Genomic DNA, 17,397 nt, shown 5'->3' with positions numbered 1-17,397 from the left:
TTTCCTTTTAAATCTTTTTTGTTTTTAAAGTATCATTAGCAAAATCGTATATGTTTTGAATCAGGTTACTTAAATGATCGCGAAATTCAGGATGTTTATGTATCAAATTTTTGATATTTTCTAGCTCAGGATAAATTGCTGATTGTTTAGAATGTTCATAGGGATCAATGTCTAAAAAAATACATAAATCTATAATTCTTTGACTTACAACTTTATACTTTTTGTATCTAACTCTTTGAATGAAATCTTTGTTTAATAATTGTTTTTCTCCTTTTTTAATTTCTTTTAAATATCGATTGTTATATAAATTAACACATTTACGAATAGTTAATTTTTTAACTTTTAAAGCTGTATTAATAGCATTAGCAAGGTATGAGATAGAATGATAGTTAGGTTCCATAGTATCAAAATAATGATAATTTTTAAAATTATATAGTGAGATTGTGATATAAACAATACTTAATTTAAAAAAATTTTTTTGAAAACTATTATTTATATTTTTTTGCTGAAATATTTTAATATTTAAAAGTTAATTTATTACAAGGTTTTTATGTATTAATAAATATTTTTATATAAATTTTAATATAAATAAATGATTGAATATGTTTTTAGCGTAAAATCTTAAATCTTAAATAATTATTTTGATAAATATCTAAAAAATTTAATTTCTGATTTGCTGCAACAATTTGATTTACATGGTTATTTTCTGTATATGATAAATTATTTCAATAATTTCGTATTCTGCTTTGCTTTTGGGATTATAGGTAGATTCATTTAGTCCTACTAGGTTACAAATCAAAAGATATTTTACCTATTGGTCTGATGAATCTTCTTATTTATTTGTAAATATTTTTTTATATACAACTTTCCTTTATGAATTTATAAAAGATGTTTTAATGGAACGTATAGTATTAGCTGTAAATCGAAATGTTTAATTCAGTCAGGTAGGAACTTAATTTTAAGTAATGATTGATAGTATATTGAGTGGTGAATTAATTCAGATAAATTATATGATTATCTGCTTTTCAGACGAGGATACGAAATTAGATTTAAAGGATTAAATATTTTATATTTCAATTGGTTATTCTTTATCCTTCCAATTCGTTCAGGATGTCTTCTATTGTAGGATTGGATTTCAATTTGCCGTTTACAGATACTATTGGTGCAGGTTTTTTGATTACATATTTAATCATTTGAAATATTTTCTCTATCTTTTTTGGTTTTGTGTCCGGTAGCAATTCCGCTCTGAAATTAAACTCATTTGCTAGGTTTACTAGTATGTTTTTACTTCGGAGTTGTTCAGCCAGATTTTCGGCTTTTTTGGCACGTTCTGGGAGACAGTTTACTGGAGCAATGACGACAACTCCATTTTGCCCTGTAATGTTGAATGTAACGTTGATAAATCCGTATTTATTGGTTCTAGTTTGCATTTCATGTATCAAATTTTGATGTAATAATCTTATTTTATACATTCGATAGCATCCTAAAATGATTAATATGGCGGCTAGAGAAATAATTAATTTTTTTCTCATGAAGTTTTTCACAGTAATTGGCCTTTCTTTTAAATTATAGCTTATGTATTTTGTTTATGTTTTCAATCGTTAATAATATTTTGTTGTTATTTAGTTGACCTAATTTATTTTTAATTGAGTATGTTTGTCTTTACTCAGTAAAAATTGTTTTAGTTCTAATGCTATTATATATGCATAAATAGTTTGAATATTGAAATAGTGGGCATTCTAATAAGTAAATGATATTATTCGTTTTGTTTATTTTGTGTGCTTTTTAAGCTGTTTTGCTTTTATTTTTGATGATTATCTGTAGTGGGTATTGATTGAAAAGAAGGATAAGCGTTGAAAATATGGGCTGTGTTAATTTCTCAGGTTGCGTTCATTTATTTGGCGCGACCTGAGGTTTTTTGCGTTTAGTTACAACAACACTCGTTCAATCCCCCCATTGCTGGCTTTTTGCACAAATTCATCCTGCCAGTTTTCGCCTAGTATATGCTTGGCCATTTCTATCACGACATAATCGGCTTTGATATTGGCATCGTCGGTATATCTGCTAAGCCCTTGCAGGCAGGCGGGGCAACTGGTGAGTATTTTTACTGGTTCGCCTTGCGGCAATTTGGCTTTGCCTTTTTCGATTTCTTCCAGTTTGCGAAAACGTACTTGTGTGGCGATATCGGGGCGGTTGACAGCAAACATGCCGGATTCACCGCAGCAGCGGTCGGACAGGGGTATGTTTTGTCCCATCAGTTCGTTAACTACTTTGATTGGCTGGGTGGTTTTGATGGGAGTATGGCAAGGGTCGTGATACAGGTATTGCTGACCTTTGATGCCATCAAGTTTCAGCCCTTTTTCCAACAAGTATTCGTGGATATCTAGTACGCGGCAGCCGGGGAAAATTTTGTCGAAATGGTAATCGCTGAGCTGGTCGTAGCAGGTACCGCAGCTTACAACTACGGTTTTGATATCGAGATAGTTGAGGGTGTTGGCCACGCGGTGGAAGAGGACGCGGTTGTCCATGGTGATTTTGTCACCTTTGTCTTTGTTGCCGCCGGCGGTTTGGGGATAGCCGCAACAAAGGTAACCAGGTGGCAGTACGGTTTGTACGCCTACATGCCATAACATGGCTTGTGTGGCTAATCCTATCTGGCTGAACAGGCGTTCGGAGCCGCAGCCGGGGAAGTAGAAAACGGCTTCGGTTTCTTCGCTTACCTGCGGATTGCGGATAATCGGTACGGTGGTGCTGTCTTCGATATTAAGCAGGGCACGCGCGGTTTTAATCGGTACGTGGCGGGGTAGTGGCCGATTTATAAAATGGACAACCTGTTCGCGGATTTCAGGTTTGGCGGTGGTGGCACGCGGGGCGGTTTTCTGGCGTTTGAGCCAGCCTAGGCTGAAGTGTTTGCCCATTTCGTAGCCCCAGTTTTGCAGTCTAAAACCGGTTTTGATTACGCCTGCGCGCAGGGCTTTGATGGTTCTGGGGTCTGTGGCGTTGAGAAAGGCCATGCCCATGTAGACAGTGGGGTTGAATTTCTTTTTGCCAGCTTTGCGCAGGTAGTTGCGCATGGCAACGGTTACGTCGCCAAAGTCGATTTTTACGGGGCAGGGTTTGATGCAGCGGTGGCAGACGGTGCAATGGTCGGCTACGCTGTTGAGTTCATCAAAGTGTTTTAGAGAAACGCCGCGGCGGGTCTGTTCTTCGTACAGGAATGCCTCGGTAAGGAGTCCGACGCCAAGGATTTTGTTGCGCGGGGAGTAAAGCAGGTTGGCGCGCGGTACGTGGGTGCTGCACACGGGTTTGCATTTGCCGCAGCGCAGGCAGTCTTTGATGGAATGGGCAATTTGGCCGAGTTCGGACTGCTCCATGATTAGGGATTCTACGCCGAGCAGTTCGAATGATGGAGTATAGGCTTTGTCGAGGTTGGCACCGGGCATCAGTTTGCCACGGTTAAAGTGGCCATGTGGGTCTACTTGTTTTTTATAGTCCCAGTAAGGCTGCATTTCGGCTGTGGTGAGGTAGTCGATTTTGGTGATGCCGATGCCGTGTTCTCCGGAAATTACGCCGTTGAGGCTGCGTGCCAGTGCCATGATACGGTCTACGGCCTGATGCGCGGTTTGCAGCATGTCGTAGTCGTCGGAGTTTACTGGTATGTTGGTGTGAACGTTGCCGTCTCCGGCATGCATGTGCAGGGCAACGAATACGCGGCCGCGAATGATGTGGCGGTGGATTTCGTCAAGTTTTTCCAGTATGAGGGTGTCGGTTTTGCCGCTGAAGATTTCTGCCAGTGGCTGCATAATATCGCGTTTAACGGAAACACGCAGGTGAAAGTCGCGCATGGCGATAAAGCAGCTTTGGTCTGAGACAGGTTCGTCGTCTTCGAGTTTCTGCGGAAATTGTTGCAGGTAGTCTGTCAGTGGGGCATCGAGATGGTTTAGCAGCCATGTCCAGCGACTCTGGATGCTGGTGACGTAGTCTAGTGCATGTTGTTTGCGTGAGCCGAGCAGTTCGGCGCTAGACAAATCGGTGTCGAGTTTGTCTACGGGCAGTTTGGTTTGCAGGTAGTCGATGATGGCGGCGCACAAGGCCAGTTTGTTCTGGATGGACAGTTCGATGTTGATGCGTTCGATGCCATCGGAGTAGCTACCGAGCTGTTCTAATGGAATAACGACGTCTTCGTTGATTTTGAAGGCGTTGGTATGGCGGGCAATGGCGGCAGTACGGGAGCGGTCGAGCCAGAAAGTTTTACGTGCTTCGGGGGTGACGGCGATAAAGCCTTCGCCACAGCGGGCATTGGCCAGCCGCACGATGTGGGCGGCGGCGGCTTGTACTTCGTTTTCATCGTCAGAAACGATGTCGGCCAGTAATACCATTTTCGGGCGGCCTTTGCCGGCTGCCTTGGTGGCGTAGCCGACGGCGCGGACGTAGCGCCAGTCGAGATGCTCCAGCCCCGCCAGTTTGACGGTTTTGTGGTTGAGCATGTAGTTGCGCACCTCGACGATGGAGGGGGTGGCGTTGGCTACGGTGCCAAAGAATTCCATGCACACGGTGCGGGTGTATTTGGGCATGCGATGCAGAACGAAGGCGGCTGAGGTGATGATGCCGTCGGTGCCTTCTTTTTGTACGCCGGGTACGCCTGCAAGAAATTTGTCGGTAACATCTTTACCAAGTCCGACTTTGCGGAATCGCTGGCCGGGCACTTCGAGGCGCTCGGTTTTGATGATGGAATAGCCATCGTTATCTAGGGTGTGGATATCGAAGATGGCGGTGGTTTCGTCGTGGATTTTGCCGAAGTTGTGGCGCACACGTTCGATTTTCAGCCACTGGCCTTGAGGGTTAACCATTTTCCACCAAGCGAGGTTGTCGAGGGTGGTACCCCATAATACGGCTTTTTTTCCGCCGGCGTTCATGGCTACGTTGCCGCCGATACAGCAGGCATCGGCTGAGGTGGGGTCGACGGCAAATACCCAACCGGCTGCTGTGGCTGCTTCTTCTACGCGGCGGGTAACGACGCCAGCACCACAGGTGATAACGGGGTGGGTGCCTTCAAGTCCGGGTAATGCTTGTAAGGCTACTGGGCTGTACTGGTCGAGTTTTTCGGTGTTGATAACGGCGCTCATGGCGTCCATGGGGATGGCACCGCCAGTGTAGCCGGTACCGCCGCCGCGCGGGATGATGGTCAGTTCAAGTTCTATCAGGGCGCGAACCAGCGGGGCAACTTCTTTTTCGTGGTCTGGGTTGATGACAACAAAAGGGTATTCGATGCGCCAGTCGGTGGCATCGGTGACGTGTGTCACGCGTGCCAGACCATCAAACATGATGTTGTCTTTATGAGTGATTTTGCGCAGACGGTTGAATACTTGCTCGCGTTTGCTGCGGGTTTTGCCGAAGCTGCTGTCAAAATCGTTGATGGCCTGTTCGGTGCTTTCTATGAGCTGGGCAACCTGCTGGTTGTTATCGCGCCGTTTTTGAATTTCGTTTAGGCGGTGATGCATTTCTTTGACCAGTGCCTGTTGACGGTGCTGATGTTCGAGCAGGTCGTCGATAAGGTAGGGGTTGCGAATCACTGCCCAGATGTCACCCAATATTTCAAACAGCATGCGTGCGGAGCGGCCTGTACGTCGATGTTCGCGCAGTTGTTGCAATAATTCCCACGATTGGCTACCTAAAAGCCGGATAACTATTTCACGGTCTGAAAAGGAGGTGTAGTTATAGGGAATTTCGCGTATGCGCTGATTGGTCTGTGTGCTCATTAAACGTGTTCCGTTCCGCTCTGCTGGCGTTAAATTAATGAATCTGTAAACGGGTTATTTTAACTGATTTACGCTGTATTTCGCATTTTTGTCTGCTAACAATTTAGGTGAAAACGAAATGTGTGGCAATGGAAAAATCTGACGATGTAATGGGATTTTGTTTCATGTATAAGTTGTCAGTCTGGTTTGCTATGGTATTGTTTTTAGATATTTTCAGCTTATAAACAATATTATTGTTGTTTATTTGTTGTATTTTGATTTTATTATTTTTTTGAAATTTCTGATATTTTGTCATTTCATTAAAAAAGCCCTTTAATTTGAATTAAAGGGCTTTGGCATTTATTGGTTTTGCACAGGCGGTAGCTGTGTGGCCGGTTTTTGATAGGCTGGGTGATAGGGGCCATAAAGAATACCATCTGTCCTGCCTGCAGAAAGCAGGTTTGCTTCAACATTTCCGGCTAGGTCAAAAGCCGTGTCTTTTACTTTGTCTTTAATCTGAGATATTAAAGCAGATGTGACTGCGCTTAGAAAACCCTGATTACCGTTATCATTGGAGTTAACGGTAATTTTTTTTGCACCTGTCCAAATGATATCACCAGTTTTGGCATCTACTAATTTAGCTGAAACGCTTACTGTAGTAGTGCTGTTGATCACTTGATATTTGGTACCGTAATCATCTATATCCATATACAGGATAGCATCTGGATTATAGACTTGACGAATTTTCTTCAAATCAACAGCCTGTATTTCTGCACCGTCATTTAATCCGTTTTCTTTAAATGTCTCATTGACCAAAACGACTGGAAATACATAGTAGCCAGATTCTGCCAGTGGTCTGGTTGATTGAGCTAAGACAGCATTGGGTGCTTTTACTTCTACTGATGAGCTAGTTGGCTGTACTACCAATATTGAACGGGGGTCAGTGCGCTGAAATTTGCTGTAATCGTAGGGCTGTTTCTGTACAGTGGTGCCACATGCTGAAAGTATGGCAGCCACAGATAAGGGTAATAATAGTTTGATTAGTCGCATTATGATTTTACTCCGGCTACATTTTTGAGCAGAAAGTTCATGTAGGCGGTTGATTCAGGAAACGCTTGTTTTTCCATTTCAAACTGAGTCTTGGCTCCGGCTAAATTACCTACTTTGGCATAAAGCATGCCCAAATGTGCATGGGTACCGGGGGCAGCTTTAGCCTGATTGCTTTGTGCATCAAGGAAGTATTTTTCCATGTTGGCTATTTGTTCCTGAGGGGTCAGGGCATTATTAAGGGTCTGATATTGCTGTTTGTTAAAATCTCCCCAGTAATAAAGTGTGCGAGCTGGCTGATTGTTCTGAGCACACGCAGCCAATAACAAGGCAGCTATGGCCGTTGTTAAGATATGTTTCATTTTGGTTTTACCTAATTATTTATTTTTAAGGTTGAGGATTCCATTGTCCTTTATCTATACCGCGTACTAGATTATTAACTGCTTCGCGTATAGCCAGATCCAAAACTTTTCCATTTAATGTGGCGTCGTAGCCTGCATGGCCACCGGTACCAAGTATTTCTCGTGAAGAAAGTTTGAATTCACCAGCCCCTTGGCTTGAAAAGACAATTTCGGAGGATTGTACGTCTACGATGCTCAGTGTAACTTTGGCATAGGCGACTTGTGTTTTACCCTGTCCTAGTATGCCAAATAGTTGTTGATCACCAATATTTCTGCGACCGAATTCAGTTATGGCTCCAGTTACTACGTAGCGCGCACCCTTAATTTTCTGATTCATTCCTTTGAAATTTGCTTCGTTTTTGATTTCATCCATGTTGCCACGGTCAAGAACTGAAAAACGTCCGGTTTGCTGCAAATCTGCCATTAAGATGGTTTTAGCCTGGCTGGTCAATTGGTCTGTACTGTTACTGAAAATGCCCCCGCCCATATTGCCACGGCTATCAAATTTACCCACTGCCAATGGAGCTTTTATACCATTGTATGTCTGCTGATAGGTTTCTACTTTAGGTACATTTAAAACCTGTGAGCTTTCGGTGGCACAGGCTGATAATAAAAATGCGCTTAATACGGTTAAATAAAATTTATTCATGGTTATTTATGTTAAATTAATTTGGGCAAAGTATATAGAGACTGTTTTTTTATGTCAAAATTATATTAGTTGAAATCTGAAGTAATTTGTATTTCTAGATTTCTCTATTAATTTTAGTATCAGAATTTTTCCTGTGGGCTCAGGTAGCGCCATTGGCCGGGGGGAAGGGCACCAAGTTTGATTCTGCCCATGCGGACTCGTTTTAGTCCAATTACCTTCAGGCCGACAAGTTCACACATGCGCCGTATCTGGCGTTTTTTACCTTGTTTCAAGATAAATTTCAATTGATCCTGATTCTGCCAGTTTACTTTGGCCGGCCGCAATTTTTCACCATCCAAACTAAGACCGTGGTTAAGTAGTGCCAAGCCTTTATCATCTAAACGTCCGCTGACGCGTACTAAATATTCTTTTTCTATGCCACTGTTTTCACCTATTAGCTGTTTGGCAATTCGCCCATCCTGAGTGAGAACGAGTAATCCAACAGAGTCAATGTCCAGCCGGCCGGCCGGTGCCAAATGGCGTGTATGGGTAGCCTGAAAGTGAATGGGGCTTTTGTCTTCCAGCCAATGATTGGTTTCGGTAATCAGTTCGACGGCTGCTCGATAGCCTTTTTCCGGTTGCGCACTAACATAGCCAACAGGCTTATTTAAGAGGATGGTGACACGTTCGGCTTGTTGGCGGTGTGCCTGCCGGTCGAGGTCGATGCGGTCTGAGTCTAGTACTTTTTGTCCGAGTACGGCTGTAACGCCATTGACTTTTACCCAGCCTTGTTCGATATAGCTGTCAGCTTCACGGCGTGAGCATAAGCCCAATTGTGCCATGCGTTTGGACAGACGTTGTACTTCGTTCTGTTCGGTTGTCATGCTTTGTGCTCTTTATTACGATTAGAACCGGCTACCATGTCCAGCAGGAATAGGCGGCAATCCAGATTGCCATTGAAAAGCGGAATCTTGCGTTTGGGAGACAGGCGCATTAGTTTGGGCATATCTCGATCGGCACTGAACATGCCAATTAGCCAGCCGGCAAAATATTGTTTCAACCAGCTTCCCATTTGAGGGTATAAAGCGTGTAGTAACTGGATTTCAGACAAGCGCACACCATAAGGGGGATTGCTGAGCATAATGCCGTTGGTGCCATTGGGGCGGGTATCCAGTGCGTCGGCAGTCTGCCACTGGATATACTGGTCTACATCGGCATAGCGAGCATTATTTTGAGCTAGTACAATTAGTTTCCCCTCAATATCTGCACCAAAAATTGGTGCTTGGGGCTGGCTTTTTGCGGACAATGCGTTACGGCGTAGCTGCTGCCATAAGGTGGCATCGTAATTGAGTAGGTGTTCAAATCCGAAAGTACGCTCTAGGCCGGGGGCGCTGTTGCTGGCTATCAATGCTGCTTCTATGGCGAGGGTGCCGCTGCCACAGAATGGATCCATAAAAGGCTGACTGCCGTTGTAGCCTGCCAATAACAGCAGTCCAGCAGCCAGATTTTCGCGTAATGGTGCTTCGCCAGTGTCGCTGCGGTAGCCGCGTTTGAATAAGGCTTCACCACTAGTATCCAGATAAATGGAAAGTTCGTTTTTTTCGATAAAAACATGAATGCGAATATCGGGCTGAAATTTTTCCACGCTGGGTCGACTGCCGTTTTGTTCGCGAAAAACGTCGCAAAGGGCGTCTTTTACTTTGAGGGCAGCAAAGTTCAGGCTGTTGATTTGCGCCTGTTTGCCTTCGATATGAATTTTGAAAGTTTTTTTAACGTCAAACCATTTGGCCCAGTTTACTTTTTTTGCTTGTAGGTAAATATCGTTTTCATTGCGAAAATGGCCGCTACTAAGGCGAATGAGTACACGGCTGGCTACGCGACTATGCAGATTAATCCGGTAGACTGTAGCTAAATCGCCGTTAACGGCTACACCGCCATCGCGAGGGTGAATCTGTTCGCAGCCCAGCTTTACCAGTTCCTGATTTAATATGGTTTCCAGTCCGCGCGGGCAGCTTACAAATAAAGAATAAGAATTCATGCAATACTTTATAAAGAAAAAATGATTATGCTTGTTATGATCAAGCATGTCTGAATGGTGTGATTGTAATATTGAAGTCATGTATTGACTATGGTTTAAACAGGTTGATGCGCAAATTTGAGTGATTAAGTGTGAAACTGTATAGTGGATAAAGCCAATTGGTTAGCTGTAATACAAATCACGATCGTGCTGATTTTAGGCTGGTTGAGCTGTGTGAATTTTCACAAGTATATGGATAGTGTACCTAAAGTAATTAAAATTTATTACGAAATCCAAATAATATGATATTTAAATATAAAATTATTCGAATAATAAATTAAAATTTCGTTTTCTGATTGATTGAATGAATCAATACATTAATGGTTGATACATTTATAAGCATGCCTTCTATCCATTTTCCTAAGCAATAAACTTGAAATATTGTGGTACTTGTTTTGATTCAGTATTTTTTATTACCGGATTAGATACATATTTGATAATAAAATTTTGATAATACTTATAATTTTGGTAACAATCTTCAATTAGTCTTTACCAGAACTTAAAAGGATTAGTCCGATTGAAGGGTGTTTTATAAAATAAGGTTTTTAGTTGTTATAAATGCTGATGGCTTTTTTCGTGATTAATCAGCCATTGTTTGCGTTCTAATCCACCGCTATATCCGGTTAACTGGCCGTTGGAACCAATTACTCTGTGGCAAGGAATGATGATGGCAATCCGATTCAAGCCATTTGCATTGGCTACTGCTCTGACTGCATTAGGATGGTTTAGTTTTTCGGCTTGCTGTTTGTACGTATATAGTTCGCCAAAGGGGATGGTTTGTAAACATGCCCAAACGGATTGCTGAAATGGTGTCCCCGGGGTATGCAGGGCGACGGTAAAATTTTTTCTTTTTCCTTGAAAGTATTGCTCAATTTCTGCTCTGGCTTGTTGGATATGATTATTTACGCCAAATATGATTGTTCCATTTAGTAATTTTTGTAATTGCTGAAACTCCGTCTCTAACATTCGCCGGTCTACAAATTCCAGCAGACAAATACCTTGCTGCGTGGCGCATATAAACATTGGGCCTATGGGTGTGGATAAACGGTTAATCAGGATAATATTGTTTTCAGCTTGGTTGGAGGGGGCATTTTTGACAAATTTTTTATATGTATAGCCAAAACCACTAAGTGATTCATAACCATGGTCGAATGCTGTATCCGTTATTTTTTTGCCGCTTTTCAATTCTTGATAAGCTAGATTGATTCGGTACATACGTTGATAGGTCTGATAAGTAATGCCGTAATTTTTTTTGAACCAACGCCGAACGATTTCCGGACTGATATGATGCTCTCTTAGTACCGAGTCGGATATCTTTATCTTGGGATTTTGGCTAATCATTTTGATTGCTTTGATTATTTGCTCAGGCGCTTCATCTGCATTTTCGGTAGGCCGGCAGATTTTACATGGCCTATAACCCGCATTCAGGGCTTCTTTTACGCTTTGATAAAATACAGTATTTTCAAATTTCGGTTTTCTCGCTCTGCAAGTAGAAATACAAAATATTGAAGTTGTTTTCACTCCTACAAAGAAAATACCAACATATGCAGGATCTTTTGCAAGTAAAGCCTGATAGTATTTCTGAATAATGTTTTTATCTGTGATGGGCATGTTTTAGCTACCTAGATTTTTCTGACTTAGTTTTTGTGGCTTTGCTGAGCAATCGATAATGTGTTGATTATTAAATCTGATGAAATGATGTTAATGAAAAATTTGTATCAGTGACAACCGAAAATTTGATGACTATTTAAATACGAAGAATAATATTGCTGCTAGCTTGGAAGCTGGTAAATGAATTTCGATAAAAATCTTTCATCAAAAATAATAAAATATAAAAAGAAACTGAGATTCGTTAGATTAATTTATTGTCGAATTTTCAGTTAATAGAATAGTTATGAATTTGAATTTCATATCTATTTTTGTGAAGTGTTAATATCAACAATAAGTTTATTTTTTCTAATCTTTATATAAATTATTTCGATTAATTAATTTACAGGCAAATTCGTTCTAATTGTTCAATTTCCGATTGATACCGATTTTCTTGAATTTTATTGAAACCAGAAAGTTTATTAAAAAAATATAATGCATGTTCAGACATGGCTTTTATAAAATATTTTTTATTTATTAAAGCTTCAACTTTCATATTACTATTAACACTAACTAGTACATCATTTCCCATCGGTTTTAGTTTTATTTCAATTGGTTTGCTCTCGAAATTTGTTTTAAATTCGTTATTGTTTTTTATCTGCTCCAATCCTTGAACTAAATTAGCCCATAGTTTATCAATATAATCACACATATTATATTTTAATAAAATAACACGGTTTATATTCAGATGTATGCTGCCCTCAATATTGTTTACATCTTTAATATCATAATTATATGCTAAAAAATTCATAAATTGATCATGACCTATTTTTATAAAAGTATTTATTTCAATCACTATTAATTCCCTTTTTGGATTAGGTAAAAATTGTTTTATATAAAGTTTGTAAATCTTAGCATATACTTTTCAATTCAATATTATAAATTTCTATGATTTATTTTTTGATTATTAAGGTTTCTCAAAACATCATTTATAGACGTTCCAGAAATAAAAGAAGCTCTTTTTGGTTTATACAGATACAAATTAAACCCACCCAAGAGCCCAATCCGGTCCGGCTGCGTGAATCTGCCTATATCTGGGTCATAATATCTGAAAGTATTGTAATGTAAGCCCGTTTCTCTGTCTAAATACTGTCCCTGATACCTTAGGTTCTGTTGTATCTGGCTGTGTTCGATTTCCTGTATCGGTTTGCCCCACAGCTGATAGCTGCATGCCCATACAATGTGACCGTCTTCATCAGTAAGTTCTTCCGGGGCACCGTTGACATCGGTGTGGTAGTACAGCACCTTTTGTTCTGTACCGGTGGTGGTCTCTACTCTGGCTAAGGGTTCATAGCCGCTTTCATCAGTGTAGATATAGACGCTTTTGCTTCTGTCAGTACGGGTTTCCTGAATCATTCTTAGTCCGTCCCACAGAAAGTGGGTACGGTTGCAGGCTTTGCCCGCCCGGTCTATCTGGTGCTTTTCGATACGTCGGCCTAAGGCATCGTAGACATAGCCGTAGCGTTCGGTACAGTTTAATTTTTCGATACGAACTTCGGTCAGGCGGTGTTCGGCATCGTAGTGGTAATACTGGGTACCGCTGGCGGTCTGTTTGCTGTGGGTACGCCCATGTGCGTCGTAGGTGTATTGCAGGCCACGGAAGTGGAGTAGCTGGTTAAAGCGGACTAGGTTCTGGTTGTCGGTACTGCTGTCTTGGTTGCGTCTTTTATCCAGCAGGTTGGCGGCGGCATCGTATTGCAGGGTTTCCCAGTAGGCCTGGTTGCGGCAGCTTTCGATGCGGCCGGTACGGTCATAGTGGTAATCGGTCTGTCCTTGCTGAGTATGTTTTTTACTTACCAGCCGGTCGAGGTTGTCGTACTGGTAGCGTCCTTCGCCTGAAGTAGAGGAAGGTTAATAACTATAGTTATATATAAATTCAAACAGATAATAAATATTTTTTAATCGAAAGCCTAAGCAAAATAGCTTAGGCTTCTATATATAGTCTTAATTATTACCAATAATTTGTATATCAATATTAAATATTAAATATCCCAATATATTTAAGTCCGTTATAGTTTTCTTTGTATGGTTTTTTTAGTGTTAATTCACTTGCTTCATACCAAAATAAAGCATTAGCTTTTGTGATACCTAAGCTGTGACATTTATCTATAATTGCTTGTCTGCAATCTAATCCAGGCGATATTAACTTATCAATCAGTTTTCCTATATCAACCTCTTTTTTCAAGGGTTCAGGGTATCCAATAAAATCTTCATCATACCAATTATCACCTATATCCTTACAAAAATCACAAACTTTATAGTCAGGGTCATCCAAATCTTCAGTACTATAATCCAGCTCAAAATATTTATTGTATTTTTCTATTGGCATGAAATTGGTGCCGATCCATAAATATTGATCTGATGAAAGATCTTCGATTTCGGAAGGATATACTTCATCAGCATTAAATTCACCTATATATTTCAGCCCATTGTAATTGTCTTTATAAGGTTTTTGTACTTCAATATTGAGCGAAAAGTCATTATTTATATGCCAAAAAACGGCATTGGCTTTTGATATGCCTAATTCAATGCATTTTTCATAAATTCTTTTTTTCTCATTTCTATTTACTTGTATTTTATTAATAACTATATTAATATCTTCAGGTGACGGAAACCTTTCTAATACAACTAATTTTTCTGTAATATAAGTTATCTCTCCAATATCTGCACAAAATAAACATCTTGGTTTTGGGTTTAATACATCCTTTTGCATTCCTTCAAATTTATGAAAATATTGTTGATATTCTTCTTCTTCTAAAAAATTATTACCTATCCATAATTGAATGGTAACTTTATTTATATCAATTTTATTCATATTTAACTATTCCTTAGTTAACATCCTGATTTATATCTCATATGCTTCTTATGGGTTTGTTCAATTATATCCATTGCTTGTTTTTTCGATTTAGCTCTATTTAATCTTCTTATTAACTCTTTATGAAAATATGAACCAGCCTTAGTACCATGATGATCTCCTTGAATTAGTGCTCCTGTTTTTTTATTTTTAACATCAACAAAATAAATATCTTTAGTGGGAACCGTCATTGCCTTTAATTCTTGAGCAGTAAACCCCAATGATTTAGCTTTTGCTGCTAGGCTAACAGGGAACATTTCATGTTTGCCTCCACCATTGCGTAAAGCTGTTTCAACTGCTTTTTTATTAGCCCTGATTTCATCGAGTGAGGCATTATTAAACCAGTCATCAAAGCCTCCTCTCTTCCAAGGAGCCCAACCCCAAGGATCAATCCAAGTCAACCCATTAGGCGCATACTGATACAAATTAAATCCACCCAGCAACCCAATCGGGTCCGGCTGCGTGAATCTGCCTATATCCGGGTCGTAGTATCTGAAAGTATTGTAATGTAAGCCCGTTTCTCTGTCTAAATACTGCCCCTGATACCTCAGGTTCTGTTGTATCTGGCTGTGTTCGATTTCCTGTATTGGTTTGCCCCACAGCTGATAGCTGCACGCCCATACAATGTGACCGGCTTCATCAGTAAGTTCTTCCGGGGCACCGTTAACATCGGTGTGGTAGTACAGCACCTTTTGTTCTGTACCGGTGGTGGTCTCCACTCTGGCTAAGGGTTCATAGCCGCTTTCATCAGTGTAGATATAGACGCTTTTGCTTCTGTCGGTACGGGTTTCCTGAATCATTCTTAGTCCGTCCCACAGATGGCATTTCGTTTATCAGATGTCTTGCCTGACTATTGTTAATAGCCAGGTTTACTAAATTGGATTATGTGTATAAATCTATTCCTTTTACTTTATTTTTAATAAAAAACTGTCGTAACGACTCTGAAATCACAATTCGCCCTTCAGATTCTTCACACCGTGCCATACAAAATTGCTCATTTATATTTTCTTTAAAGACCATTTTATAAAATTTTTTGGGTCCATCAGGCAAACTTTCTAATAATGGTATATATTCAGATTTATTCATATCAATACATGATATTAAACGAAGAAAATTTAATGCCTTATAACCAGAATAGCTGTGACCATTAACAATTATAGTTGCCTCTATTAGCTGGACATCATGTAAAAAATCTTGATTGTTTGAAAGTAAATTGGCAAGTCTAGGCGAGATAAATTCAGGACCATCACTGAAAAAAAAATCATAAGATAATAAACGTTTTTCACTTACTTTATTTTCTAATTTAAAAACTAAGGGTTTATTTGTTTGAATCTCCTTGCATTGTAAAAATTCGTAATTGGCAACTACAGTTGAGTCATATTGAAACCAATAACTATCAGGATAATTACCTATCATAAATCTATAAATCATATCAACATCCTTTGGAAGGCCTAATTGAATTTTTATTTAAAATAGTTTTCCCACTACGTAAATCAGTTCTTTCTGTTTTTATTAGTTCATTTAAAGCTGTTTTGTATTGCTTTTGTGTCCAATTTTCCTTTTGACCCCTTTTATCAATTTCATTCAGTTGCTCTTCTATATCCCGTGTGTATGCTCTATGTGAACCGTTGTGAATCGTTCTAGTAGCATGCGCATCAGCTGAAGTGGGCAGATACATTATATTTTTAACCGAATGAATATTCATGCCAGCCTTTTTAAGTACATCATGATTTTTTAATTTCTGTGGAATAATATGATGCTTTTGGAACCCATCAATTGTCGGCATCGAATTATATGTCCATAACCCCCACGGATCGATCCACATCAACCCATTAGGCGCATACTGATACAAATTAAACCCACCCAACAGCCCAATCGGGTCCGGCTGCGTGAATCTGCCTATATCCGGATCATAGTACCTGAAAGTATTGTAATGTAAGCCCGTTTCTCTGTCTAAATACTGTCCCTGATACCTCAGGTTCTGTTGTATCTGGCTGTGTTCGATTTCCTGTATCGGTTTGCCCCACAGCTGATAGCTGCACGCCCATACAATGTGACCGTCTTCATCAGTAAGTTCTTCCGGGGCACCGTTAACATCGGTGTGGTAGTACAGCACCTTTTGTTCTGTACCGGTGGTGGTCTCTACTCTGGCTAAGGGTTCATAGCCGCTTTCATCAGTGTAGATATAGACGCTTTTGCTTCTGTCAGTACGGGTTTCCTGAATCATTCTTAGTCCGTCCCACAGAAAGTGGGTACGGTTGCAGGCTTTGCCCGCCCGGTCTATCTGGTGCTTTTCGATACGTCGGCCTAAGGCATCGTAGACATAGCCGTAGCGTTCGGTACAGTTTAATTTTTCGATACGAACTTCGGTCAGGCGGTGTTCGGCATCGTAGTGGTAATACTGGGTACCGCTGGCGGTCTGTTTGCTGTGGGTACGCCCATGTGCGTCGTAGGTGTATTGCAGGCCGCGGAAGTGGAGTAGTTGGTTAAAGCGGACCAGGTTTTGGTTGTCGGTACTGCTGTCTTGGTTGCGTCTTTTATCCAGTAGGTTGGCAGCGGCATCGTATTGCAGGGTTTCCCAGTAGGCCTGGTTGCGGCAGCTTTCGATGCGGCCGGTGCGGTCATAGTGGTAATCGGTCTGTCCTTGCTGAGTATGTTTTTTACTCACCAGCCGGTCGAGGTTGTCGTACTGGTAGCGGCGGTCGGTGAGGATGTCGGGCAGGATGGTGTTGTGGCCACGTCGGGTCTGTTTGTGTTGCAGGCGGCTGTTGCGGTCGTATCTGAATTCGGTGTTCAGTTGTCCCTGGCTACGCAGGACTTCGCGATGTAGGCGGTCGCGTTCGATGTCGGTGATGGTGGTGCCGTCTAGGTTGATTTGGTGCAGATGGCCGGAACCGTAATAGAGGTTGTTGAGGGTACGACCATCGGGCAAGGTGGTGGCGATGCGGTTGCCCAGTTGGTCGTACTGATGGCTAAGGGTGCCTTGTGCGGTGGTTTCGCTCAGC

General features: G+C 41.0%; 15 protein-coding genes. All 15 read right to left on the bottom strand.

Going from position 1 to position 17,397, the window contains the following annotated elements:
* Positions 1-7: 7 nt before the first annotated feature.
* The gene (locus BHC43_RS09040) at positions 8-400 is read right to left on the bottom strand and encodes a hypothetical protein (RefSeq protein WP_100157186.1); all 393 of its coding nucleotides are present in this window, start codon (positions 398-400) and stop codon (positions 8-10) included.
* Between the two features lie 688 nt (positions 401-1,088).
* Positions 1,089-1,532 carry a hypothetical protein gene (locus tag BHC43_RS09035; RefSeq protein WP_144078755.1) on the bottom strand — a complete coding sequence of 148 codons (444 nt, stop codon included), beginning with the start codon at positions 1,530-1,532 and terminating at the stop codon, positions 1,089-1,091.
* A 396-nt stretch (positions 1,533-1,928) separates the two neighbouring features.
* The gene (locus BHC43_RS09030; protein ID WP_100157184.1) at positions 1,929-5,759 is read right to left on the bottom strand and encodes a DUF3683 domain-containing protein; all 3,831 of its coding nucleotides are present in this window, start codon (positions 5,757-5,759) and stop codon (positions 1,929-1,931) included.
* Between the two features lie 339 nt (positions 5,760-6,098).
* Positions 6,099-6,788 (bottom strand): DUF799 domain-containing protein, encoded by a 690-nt coding sequence (locus BHC43_RS09020; protein WP_100151645.1) that lies wholly within the window; start codon positions 6,786-6,788, stop codon positions 6,099-6,101.
* Entirely contained in the window at positions 6,788-7,147 is a 360-nt protein-coding gene (locus tag BHC43_RS09015; RefSeq protein WP_100151644.1) for a DUF4810 domain-containing protein, read from the bottom strand. Before BHC43_RS09015 ends, BHC43_RS09020 begins: the two co-directional genes overlap by 1 nt.
* Positions 7,148-7,172: 25 nt before the next feature.
* The gene (locus BHC43_RS09010; protein ID WP_100157183.1) at positions 7,173-7,835 is read right to left on the bottom strand and encodes a CsgG/HfaB family protein; all 663 of its coding nucleotides are present in this window, start codon (positions 7,833-7,835) and stop codon (positions 7,173-7,175) included.
* A gap of 119 nt (positions 7,836-7,954) precedes the next feature.
* Complete coding sequence (locus BHC43_RS09005; protein ID WP_100157182.1) at positions 7,955-8,698, bottom strand: pseudouridine synthase; 744 nt, start codon at positions 8,696-8,698, stop codon at positions 7,955-7,957.
* Entirely contained in the window at positions 8,695-9,852 is a 1,158-nt protein-coding gene (locus BHC43_RS09000) for a THUMP domain-containing class I SAM-dependent RNA methyltransferase (RefSeq protein ID WP_100157181.1), read from the bottom strand. The genes BHC43_RS09005 and BHC43_RS09000 overlap by 4 nt, the downstream gene beginning before the upstream one ends.
* Before the next feature lie 591 nt (positions 9,853-10,443).
* Positions 10,444-11,502 (bottom strand): bifunctional transcriptional activator/DNA repair enzyme AdaA, encoded by a 1,059-nt coding sequence (locus BHC43_RS08995; RefSeq protein WP_100157180.1) that lies wholly within the window; start codon positions 11,500-11,502, stop codon positions 10,444-10,446.
* Between the two features lie 379 nt (positions 11,503-11,881).
* Positions 11,882-12,334, bottom strand: coding sequence for a hypothetical protein (locus BHC43_RS08990; protein WP_100157179.1), 453 nt, complete (start codon positions 12,332-12,334; stop codon positions 11,882-11,884).
* Between the two features lie 80 nt (positions 12,335-12,414).
* The gene (locus tag BHC43_RS08985) at positions 12,415-12,894 is read right to left on the bottom strand and encodes an RHS repeat-associated core domain-containing protein (RefSeq protein ID WP_100157178.1); all 480 of its coding nucleotides are present in this window, start codon (positions 12,892-12,894) and stop codon (positions 12,415-12,417) included.
* A 619-nt stretch (positions 12,895-13,513) separates the two neighbouring features.
* Positions 13,514-14,353, bottom strand: coding sequence for an immunity 22 family protein (locus tag BHC43_RS08975; RefSeq protein ID WP_100157177.1), 840 nt, complete (start codon positions 14,351-14,353; stop codon positions 13,514-13,516).
* 17 nt (positions 14,354-14,370) lie between these two features.
* Complete coding sequence (locus BHC43_RS08970) at positions 14,371-15,192, bottom strand: RHS repeat domain-containing protein (RefSeq protein ID WP_100157176.1); 822 nt, start codon at positions 15,190-15,192, stop codon at positions 14,371-14,373.
* Between the two features lie 82 nt (positions 15,193-15,274).
* Positions 15,275-15,823, bottom strand: a complete 549-nt coding sequence (locus BHC43_RS08965; RefSeq protein WP_100157175.1) for an imm11 family protein — start codon at positions 15,821-15,823, stop codon at positions 15,275-15,277.
* Position 15,824: 1 nt separating this feature from the next.
* A partial coding sequence (locus tag BHC43_RS08960; protein ID WP_180297471.1) for an RHS repeat-associated core domain-containing protein occupies positions 15,825-17,397 on the bottom strand: 1,573 nt, incomplete at its 5' end.

The sequence above is a fragment of the Snodgrassella alvi genome (assembly GCF_002777855.1).
In the GTDB taxonomy this organism is placed as follows: Bacteria; Pseudomonadota; Gammaproteobacteria; order Burkholderiales; family Neisseriaceae; genus Snodgrassella; species Snodgrassella alvi_E.
Note: the sequence above shows the minus strand (reverse complement) of the source record. Positions and strands in the feature narration are given on the sequence as shown.

Bases quoted from the DNA above. Each gene is read 5' to 3' on its own strand.
- BHC43_RS08995 (WP_100157180.1), bottom strand. From the start codon at position 11,502: ATGCCCATCACAGATAAAAACATTATTCAGAAATACTATCAGGCTTTA.
- BHC43_RS09035 (WP_144078755.1), bottom strand. From the start codon at position 1,532: ATGAGAAAAAAATTAATTATTTCTCTAGCCGCCATATTAATCATTTTA.
- BHC43_RS09000 (WP_100157181.1), bottom strand. From the start codon at position 9,852: ATGAATTCTTATTCTTTATTTGTAAGCTGCCCGCGCGGACTGGAAACC.
- BHC43_RS08970 (WP_100157176.1), bottom strand. From the start codon at position 15,192: ATGATTCAGGAAACCCGTACCGACAGAAGCAAAAGCGTCTATATCTAC.
- BHC43_RS08985 (WP_100157178.1), bottom strand. From the start codon at position 12,894: ATGATTCAGGAAACCCGTACTGACAGAAGCAAAAGCGTCTATATCTAC.
- BHC43_RS08965 (WP_100157175.1), bottom strand. From the start codon at position 15,823: ATGATTTATAGATTTATGATAGGTAATTATCCTGATAGTTATTGGTTT.
- BHC43_RS08975 (WP_100157177.1), bottom strand. From the start codon at position 14,353: ATGAATAAAATTGATATAAATAAAGTTACCATTCAATTATGGATAGGT.
- BHC43_RS09040 (WP_100157186.1), bottom strand. From the start codon at position 400: ATGGAACCTAACTATCATTCTATCTCATACCTTGCTAATGCTATTAAT.
- BHC43_RS09030 (WP_100157184.1), bottom strand. From the start codon at position 5,759: ATGAGCACACAGACCAATCAGCGCATACGCGAAATTCCCTATAACTAC.
- BHC43_RS09020 (WP_100151645.1), bottom strand. From the start codon at position 6,788: ATGCGACTAATCAAACTATTATTACCCTTATCTGTGGCTGCCATACTT.
- BHC43_RS09015 (WP_100151644.1), bottom strand. From the start codon at position 7,147: ATGAAACATATCTTAACAACGGCCATAGCTGCCTTGTTATTGGCTGCG.
- BHC43_RS09005 (WP_100157182.1), bottom strand. From the start codon at position 8,698: ATGACAACCGAACAGAACGAAGTACAACGTCTGTCCAAACGCATGGCA.
- BHC43_RS09010 (WP_100157183.1), bottom strand. From the start codon at position 7,835: ATGAATAAATTTTATTTAACCGTATTAAGCGCATTTTTATTATCAGCC.